The sequence below is a fragment of the Arthrobacter sp. Dra40 genome, assembly GCF_059091905.1.
In genome coordinates, this window is sequence record NZ_JBNHHB010000208.1 from 1 (window position 1) to 8,889 (window position 8,889).

Annotated in this window: 6 protein-coding genes; all 6 read left to right on the plus strand. The window is 68.0% G+C overall.

Translation table 11 applies throughout. The annotated features are described in order from the left end of the window. A partial coding sequence (argS, locus tag AC5RWT_RS31250) for an arginine--tRNA ligase (protein WP_494083607.1) occupies positions 1-1,511 on the plus strand: 1,511 nt, incomplete at its 5' end. Then, a complete protein-coding gene (gene lysA, locus AC5RWT_RS31255) occupies positions 1,511-2,965 on the plus strand; it encodes a diaminopimelate decarboxylase (RefSeq protein WP_494083608.1) in 1,455 nt (484 codons plus the stop codon). The genes argS and lysA, both read left to right, overlap by 1 nt. A gap of 57 nt (positions 2,966-3,022) precedes the next feature. Then, positions 3,023-4,348 carry a homoserine dehydrogenase gene (locus tag AC5RWT_RS31260; protein WP_494083612.1) on the plus strand — a complete coding sequence of 442 codons (1,326 nt, stop codon included), beginning with the start codon at positions 3,023-3,025 and terminating at the stop codon, positions 4,346-4,348. Next, positions 4,349-5,449 carry a threonine synthase gene (gene thrC, locus AC5RWT_RS31265; RefSeq protein WP_494083609.1) on the plus strand — a complete coding sequence of 367 codons (1,101 nt, stop codon included), beginning with the start codon at positions 4,349-4,351 and terminating at the stop codon, positions 5,447-5,449. Then, positions 5,442-6,428, plus strand: a complete 987-nt coding sequence (gene thrB, locus AC5RWT_RS31270) for a homoserine kinase (protein ID WP_494083610.1) — start codon at positions 5,442-5,444, stop codon at positions 6,426-6,428. Before thrC ends, thrB begins: the two co-directional genes overlap by 8 nt. A gap of 319 nt (positions 6,429-6,747) precedes the next feature. Further along, a partial coding sequence (rho, locus tag AC5RWT_RS31275; RefSeq protein WP_494083611.1) for a transcription termination factor Rho occupies positions 6,748-8,889 on the plus strand: 2,142 nt, incomplete at its 3' end.

Genomic DNA, 8,889 nt, shown 5'->3' on the forward strand with positions numbered 1-8,889 from the left:
CCACCAACATCGCCATGCAGCTGGGCAAGAAGGCCGGAATGAGTCCGCGCCAGTTCGCCGAAATCCTCAGCCGCCGGCTGGAGAAGATCGACGGCGTCAGCCGGGTGGACATCGCCGGGCCCGGCTTCTTGAACATCACAGTGGACGCGGCGGCCGCCGGAACGCTGGCGCGCAGCATCGTCGAAGCCGGCACCTCCTTCGGCACTGCCGACGAGCTGGCCGGCCAGCGGATCAACCTCGAGTTCGTCTCCGCCAACCCGACCGGCCCGATCCACTTGGGCGGGACCCGCTGGGCGGCACTGGGCGATTCGCTGGCCCGTATTCTGGCCGCCCAGGGCGCCGATGTGACGCGCGAATACTATTTCAACGACCATGGGTCGCAGATCGACCGGTTCGCCCGCTCGCTGCTGGCGGCCGCGAAGGGCGAACCTTCGCCGGAGGACGGCTACGGCGGGGACTACATCGGGGACATTGCCCAGGAAGTGCTCCGGCAGAACCCGGGCGCCCTGTCCGCGGCCGACCCCCAGGAAGAGTTCCGCAGCCGCGGCGTCGAGCTGATGTTCGGTGCCATCAAGGAGTCACTGCATGAGTTCGGCGTGGACTTCGACGTCTACTTCCATGAGAACTCCCTGTTCGAAGACGGCGCCGTCGAGAAGCTGCTGGAGCAGCTGAAGACGTCCGGCAGCCTCTATTTCCAGGACGGCGCCTGGTGGCTGAAGTCCACCGACTTCGGCGACGACAAAGACCGCGTGGTAATCAAGTCCGACGGCAATGCCGCGTACATCGCCGGCGACATCGCCTACTTTAAGAACAAGCGCGACCGCGGGTTCGACCTGTGCATCTACATGCTCGGCGCCGACCACCATGGCTACGTCGCCCGGCTCAAAGCCGCCGCAGCCGCGATCGGTGACAACGCCGACCGGGTTGAAGTGCTGATCGGCCAGATGGTCAACCTGGTCAAGGACGGCAAGCCGGTGCGGATGTCCAAGCGCGCCGGCACGGTGGTGACGATGGAAGACCTGGTTGAGGCTGTCGGGGTGGATGCCGCCCGGTATGCGCTCACCCGCTCGCACGCAGATTCGAATATCGACATCGACCTGGACCTGCTGGTCAAGCACAGCAACGACAATCCGGTGTTCTATGTGCAGTACGCCCATGCCCGCACCTGTGCGGTGGCGCGCAATGCTGCCGCGTCCGGAGTGGAGCGCAGCACTTTCGATGCATCGCTGCTGGACCACCCGACGGAGAACGAACTGCTGGCCGTGCTGGGCGCCTACCCGTCGGTGGTCGCCACGGCCGCGAAGCTGCGCGAACCCCACCGCGTTGCCCGGCATCTGGAAGTCATAGCCGGTGCATACCACCGCTGGTACGACGCCTGCCGCGTGACCCCGATCGGCGACGGCGACGTCACCGACACGCACCGCACCCGCTTGTGGCTGAACGCGGCCGTCACCCAGGTGCTGGCCAACGGGCTGGACCTCCTCGGTGTCAGTGCCCCGGAGAGGATGTAATGACCGCAGCACACGAAACCGCAGCCGCGTCTCCGCTGGCTCCGGACTGGCTCATCTGCCCGCAGGACGTCAACCGGCTGGACGCCAAGCTCTGGGCTCGGGACGTGGCCCGTGGCGCGGCAGGCGAACTGGAAATCTCCGGCATTTCCGCCGGCACCCTCAAAGAGCAATTCGGCACGCCGCTCTTCGTGGTCTCGGAGGACGACTTCCGGGCCCGTGCCCGCGCGTTCAAGCAAGCCTTTGACGAGGCCTTCGCTTCCCTCTGCGGCGGCGTTGACGTGTACTACGCAGGCAAGGCGTTCCTCAGCGTGGAGATAGCCCGCTGGGTGGCGCAGGAGGGGCTGCGGCTGGATACCTGCAGCGGCGGCGAGCTTGCCGTTGCCGCCCGCGCCGGCATCCCCGGGGAGGACCTGGGCCTGCACGGCAACAACAAATCCGACGCCGAACTCCACCGCGCACTCGACATGGGGCTGGGCCGCATCGTGGTGGACAGCCTCGACGAACTGGCGCGGGTGGGCGCCATCGCTGCTGCCCGCGGCGAAATGGCCAACGTGATGCTGCGCCTGACCCCCGGCGTGCACGCGCACACCCACGAGTTCATTGCCACCGCCCATGAAGACCAGAAGTTCGGTCTCTCCATGGCCACCGCGGACGACGGCTCGGCGGGCGACGCCGGTTCGCCTGCCGCGCAGGCGGTGGCCGTGGCACTGGGGCACGAGTCCATCAACCTGCTGGGCCTGCACTGCCACATCGGCTCCCAGATTTTCGAACCCGAGGGCTTCGCGCTGGCCGCCGAGCGGCTGCTGACCTTCGTGGCCGAGGTCCGGGAGGTCCACGGCGTGGACCTCCACGAGCTGGACTTGGGCGGCGGCTATGGCATTGCCTATACCGAAGCAGACGCCCCTCGCCCGCCGGCAGAGCTCGCCCAGGCCATGGCCGCCGTCGTGCGCTCCGTCACCGAGCGGCTTGGCATCCCGGTGCCGCGAATCTCGATTGAGCCCGGCCGGGCCATCGCCGGGCCCAGTGCGTTCACGCTCTACTCGGCCGGCACCCGGAAGACCGTTCAAGTGGACCTGGAGGGCGGCGGCAGCAGCCCGCGGCGCTACGTGTCCGTGGACGGGGGCATGAGCGACAACGCGAGGCCTGTGCTCTACGACGCCGACTATTCAGCCGTGCTGGCCTCCCGTGTGACGGACGCCGCGCCGATTATTTCCCGCGTGGTTGGCAAACACTGTGAGAGCGGTGACATTGTAGTCAGGAACGTTTACCTGCCCGAGGACATCGAGGCAGGGGACCTGCTGGCGGTGCCGGCGACCGGGGCCTATTGCTGGGCGCTCTCCAGCAACTACAACTACGTTGCCCGGCCACCTGTGGTTGCAGTGCGCGGCGGCGAGGCGCGGTTGATCATACGGGGCGAAACCGAAGACGACCTGCTCGCCCGCGACCTGGGCTGACCGCCTGCAGGGCAGCAGGCAAACCGGTGAGACACAAAGACTGAGAGTTTGAGCAGCATGAAAACGCTGAAGGTAGCACTGTTGGGGTGCGGGAACGTCGGTGCCCAGGTGGCCCGGATCCTGCTTGACGACGCCGAGGTACTCGCCGCGCGCACCGGCGCGCGGCTGCAGCTGAGCGGGATCGCGGTGCGCGACACTGCAGCCAAGCGGACCGTGGAGCTGCCCGCCGAGCTCTTCACCACCGACGCCGACACGTTGGTCAAGGACGCGGACATCGTGATCGAACTGCTGGGCGGTCTGGAGCCGGCCGGGTCGCTCATCCGCGCCGCCATCGACAACGGCGCCGCCGTGGTCACCGGCAACAAGGCGCTGCTGGCAGCCGACGGCCACGACTTGTATGCGCGGGCCGACGACGCGAACGTCGAGCTCTCCTTCGAGGCGGCCGTTGCCGGAGCGATCCCCATCCTGCGGCCCATCCGCGAATCGCTGGCCGGAGACCGCGTCACCAAGGTCATGGGCATCGTCAACGGCACCACCAACTACATCCTGGACCAAATGGATTCCACCGGTGCCCAGTTTGCCGAGGCGCTGGCCGCCGCGCAGGAGCTCGGCTACGCCGAAGCCGATCCGACGGCCGACGTCGAGGGCCACGATGCTGCTGCCAAGGGTGCCATTCTTGCCGGACTGGCCTTCCACACCGCGTTCGACCTCGCCGACGTCCAGTGCCAGGGCATCAGCTCTGTCTCCGCTGACGACATCGCCGCGGCCAAGGACGCAGGCTACGTCATCAAGCTGCTGGCCATCGCCGAGCGGCTGCGCGGCGCAGACGGCCGCGAGGGCGTCTCGGTCCGCGTCCACCCGACCCTGCTGCCGCGCCAGCATCCGCTGGCCGCCGTTCACGGAGCGTTCAACGCAGTGTTCGTGGAAGCGGAAAACGCCGGGGAACTAATGTTCTACGGCCAGGGTGCCGGGGGAGCCCCCACGGCCTCGGCCGTGGTGGGCGACGTGGTCAGTGCTGCCCGCCGCATCGTCGGCGGCGGCCCGGGACGGACCGAGACGGCCACAGTGGACCTGCCGGCCGTCGGGCTGGACTCCGTCAGGACCAGCTACTACATCGGTCTGGACGTCGCCGACCGGCCGGGTGTGCTCGCCCAGATCGCCGGTGTCTTCGCGGAGCACGGCGTTTCCATCGAGACGATGCGCCAGACCATCCACACCGAGGACCCCCTGGACCATGCCGAAGGCGGCGGCCAGGTGACCGCCGAGCTGCGGTTCGTCACCCACCGGGCCTCCGAAGCGTCGCTGGCTGCAACGGTGGAAGCCGTGCGCGGCCTCGACATTGTCAACGCTGTTATCTCTGTCCTGCGAGTAGAAGGAATCTAAGTGGCCCACCAATGGCGCGGCGTCATCCGTGAATACGCGGACCGGCTGCCGGTAACGGAGCAGACCGAGATCATCACCCTCGGCGAAGGCGGCACCCCGCTGGTGCATGCCAAGGCCCTCTCCGAGCTGACCGGCTCCGAGGTGTACCTGAAGGTGGAAGGGATGAACCCCACCGGCTCCTTCAAAGACCGCGGCATGACCATGGCCATCACGGCGGCGGTGGAGGCGGGCGCCAAGGCGGTGGTCTGCGCGTCCACCGGCAACACCTCCGCCTCGGCGGCGGCCTACGCCACCCAGGCCGGCCTGAAGTGCGCCGTGCTGGTGCCGGCGGGCAAGATCGCCCTGGGCAAGATGAGCCAGGCAATCGCCCACGGTGCCGAAATCATCCAGATCAACGGCAACTTCGACAACTGCCTCGAGGTCGCCCGCAAGCTTTCCGAGGCGTACCCGGTGTTCCTGGTCAACTCGGTGAACCCGGCGCGCATCCAAGGCCAGAAAACGGCTGCGTTCGAGACTGTTGATTACCTGGGCGACGCACCGGACATCCACGTGATGCCGGTAGGCAACGCGGGCAATATCACCGCGTACTGGAAGGGATACCAGGAGTACGCGGCGCCGTACGAGTCGGCCACGGCCGGCATGCTCGCGCCGGTCGCCACCAAGACCCCCACGCTGTGGGGATTCCAGGCCGCCGGTGCGGCGCCGCTGGTGCTGGGGCACCCGGTCACCGAACCCGAGACCATCGCCACCGCCATCCGGATCGGCAACCCGGCTTCGTGGGACACGGCCCTGGCGGCCCGCGACGAGTCCGGCGGCTTGATCGACTCGGTCACCGACGACGAAATCCTGGCTGCGCACCGCTGGCTGTCCTCCCGGGAGGGCGTCTTCGTCGAGCCGGGCTCTGCTGCCGGCGTCGCCGGTGTGATCAAGAAGCACGCCGCCGGCGAGGTCCCCGCCGGCCAGACCATCGTCATTACGGTCACCGGCCACGGCCTGAAGGACCCGCAGTGGGCGCTGCAGACCGAAGATGGCAGTGAAGTGTCGCCGGTCAAGGTGGACTTCGACGTGGTCAGTGTGGCCAGCGCCCTGGGTCTTGAGTAACAGCACCTTGGCGGGGGAGGACGCCGCGGTGGCTGGCCGCATCGCGCCCGGGCAGCGGATCACCGTGCGGGTACCGGCCACCAGCGCCAACCTGGGCCCGGGCTTTGACAGCCTGGGCCTGGCTTTGGCGTTCTTCGACACCGTCACCGTTGAGTCCACCGACGACGGCGTCTTCCGCGCCGAGGTGACCGGAGAAGGCGCGGCAAACCTGCCCTCCGACGAGACCCACCTGATTATCCGTATCCTGCGCAGCACCCTGCGTGACGCGGGGTACGACGCCGGCGGTTTGCGTCTTCAGGCCCGCAACCTTATTCCGCACGGCCGCGGCATGGGCTCCTCGGCTGCCGCCGTTGTGTCTGCCGTGCTGTTGGCCGATGCCTTGCTCCCGGAGCCGGAACGCCTGGGCGCGCACCAGGTCCTGCAGCTTTGCTCGGCGATCGAAGGCCATCCCGACAACGTGGCGCCGGCCCTGAGCGGACAGTTGGCCATCTCCTGGGAGGAAGCCGGCGTCTTTGCCAGCACCTGCGTTCCCATCTGCCCGGACATCGTGCCGGTGCTGGCCATCCCGGCGTACGAGCTCTCCACGGAAACGGCACGCAGCCTGCTGCCGGCCTCCGTGCCGCATCACGTTGCTGCCGCCAACTCCGGCCGTGCCGCGCTGCTGATCCACGCGCTGACCCGCGAGCCGTCCCTGCTTAGGGCCGGAACCGAGGACTGGCTGCACCAGCAGCACCGAGCGCCCGCCATGGAACCCAGCGCCGCGCTCATTGCTGCGCTGCGCAGCCAAGGCCATGCCGCCGTCGTCTCCGGGGCCGGCCCCACGGTCATGACGCTTGCCGCGGACGAGGCTGAGGCCGTGCAGGTCCAGCAGCTCATCGCCCGCCATCTGGAGCAAAGCGACATGCCGGAAAACTGGCGTGTGCTGAAACTAGCAGTAGACACAGATGGTGCTAAAGTGGAAGTGCACCCCCGGGATTAACCGGCGAGGAGTTCTGCCGGATGCTCCGGATCAAGTAAGCCGAGTAGCCATGAGGGCAGGATCCCCGTTCCAGGTGCAGCCTTTCAGGAGCCTTCCGCGGCACTCTACGGCGTTGCTGCCGGCCATCGGCCGGACAGGACTTCACTCGTTCCAGCCGGACGGCTTGTTTCAAGGCTTTCATCTCTGATCACCCGGACTTGCCTCGGCATGACGCCGCAGGCAATACCGGACCCGGCCGGGCTTCTCATGCAACAGCCGGGTAGCAAACAACGCGGTGTGCTTCATATGCGCACCGCCCGACGAGGGGGAAGGATCCTTCGTGACCGAAACCACTGACCTGACTGCAGGTGTGGAAACCATAGACTCTCCTGCGCCCAAGAGTGCGGGCCTTGCCGGCCTGAAGCTGGCCCAGCTGCAGGTGCTGGCCGGACAGCTCGGCATCACCGGCGGCTCACGGATGCGCAAGGGCGACCTGGTCGCCGCGATTTCCGACCACCAGCGTGGCTCCTCGGTTGCCGACCGCGCGGCCAAGAAGGCCGACCAGCCGGTCCGCACCGAGGCGCCGGCTGCCCGTGCCGAAGCTCCGGCTGCGCGCACCGAAGCTCCGGCAGCCGCCCAGCAAGAGACGGCCGGCACCATAGGCGAGAACGCCGGCACCACCGGCGGTGATCCCACCAAGGCAGCCGAGCGTGTCAGCCGCACCCGCAACCGCAACCGCCGCGCCAGCAGTGACGGCACCGTGGCCTCTGCCGACGTGGACACCAAGGCCGCCGGCACCGAGGCTCCGGCCGAAGTTCCGGCGCAGGCGCCGGCAGCCGAGAACGCGTCAGCTGACGGTGAAGGGCGCCAGGAGCGCCGCAGCCGCGGACGCAACCGCCGTTCCGAGTCCGGGCAGCAGGACGGGGCCGAGACCAAGGTCGAGACCCAGCAGGAATCCGTCGAAACCAAGCCGGTGGAAGGCAAGCCGGAGGAGAAGAAGGACGGCCAGGACGGCTCCGGCCAGCAGCAGTCCGGCCGTGGCGACGGCCAGTCCGACCGCCGCGACCGCAACCGCAACCGCAACCGCAACGAGGCCGACCGTGACAGCCGCGAGCCCCGCGACGGCCGCGACACCCGCGAGACCCGGGACGGCCGCGACACCCGCGAGACCCGGGACGGCCGCGACACCCGGCAGGACGACGGCGACGAGGGCGGCCGCGGCCGCAACCGCAACCGCCGGAACCGCCGCGACAACGACGCCACCAACACCCGGTACCGCGACCGCAACGAACGCCGCCGTGGCCGTGACCGCGGCCCGGACGTGGACGACACCGAGGTCTCCGACGACGATGTGCTGCTGCCCGTCGCCGGCATCCTGGACGTGCTCGAGAATTACGCCTTCGTACGGACCTCCGGCTACCTGCCCGGACCGAATGATGTGTACGTCTCGCTGGCCCAGGTCAAGAAGCACAACCTTCGCAAGGGTGACGCCGTCGTGGGCGCCATCCGCGCCCCGCGCGACGGAGAGCCCGGCGGACAGAGCAGCCGGCAGAAGTTTAACGCCCTGGTGAAGCTCACCTCCGTGAACGGCAAGCCGGTGGAGGAGAACAAGGACCGCGTTGACTTCACCAAGCTGGTTCCGCTCTACCCCTCGGAACGCCTGCGCCTGGAGACCGAGCCGAAGAAGATCGGCCCCCGCGTCATTGACCTGGTGGCCCCGATCGGCAAGGGCCAGCGTGGCTTGATTGTCTCCCCGCCGAAGGCCGGCAAGACCCTGATCCTGCAGTCCATCGCCAACGCGATCACCACCAACAACCCTGAGGTCCACCTCATGATGGTGCTGGTCGACGAACGGCCCGAAGAAGTCACGGACATGCAGCGCACGGTCAAGGGCGAGGTCATTGCCTCCACCTTCGACCGCCCCGCCGACGACCACACCACCGTGGCCGAACTGGCCATCGAGCGCGCGAAGCGCCTGGTGGAGATGGGCATGGACGTGGTGGTTCTGCTGGACTCCATGACCCGTCTTGGCCGCGCGTACAACCTGGCCGCTCCTGCCTCCGGACGCATCCTCTCCGGTGGCGTGGATTCGTCCGCGCTGTACCCGCCGAAGCGCTTCTTCGGCGCCGCCCGCAATATTGAAAACGGCGGATCGCTGACCATCCTCGCCACCGCCTTGGTGGAGACCGGGTCCAAGATGGACGAGGTTATCTTCGAGGAGTTCAAGGGCACCGGCAACATGGAACTGCGCCTGTCCCGCTCGCTGGCGGACAAGCGCATCTTCCCGGCCGTCGATGTCAACGCCTCCGGCACCCGCCGCGAGGAGAACCTGCTCTCGCCCGAAGAGGTCAAGATCATGTGGCGCCTGCGCCGGGTCCTCTCCGGGCTGGACACCCAGCAGGCGCTGGAACTGCTCACCGGCAAGATCCGGGAGACGCAGTCCAACGTCGAGTTCCTGATGCAGGTCCAGAAGACGACGCTC

What these genes read in the sequence shown, in the direction of transcription:
- AC5RWT_RS31260 (WP_494083612.1), top strand. Translation starts at nt 3,023, where the DNA reads ATGAAAACGCTGAAGGTAGCACTGTTGGGGTGCGGGAACGTCGGTGCC.
- lysA (WP_494083608.1), top strand. Translation starts at nt 1,511, where the DNA reads ATGACCGCAGCACACGAAACCGCAGCCGCGTCTCCGCTGGCTCCGGAC.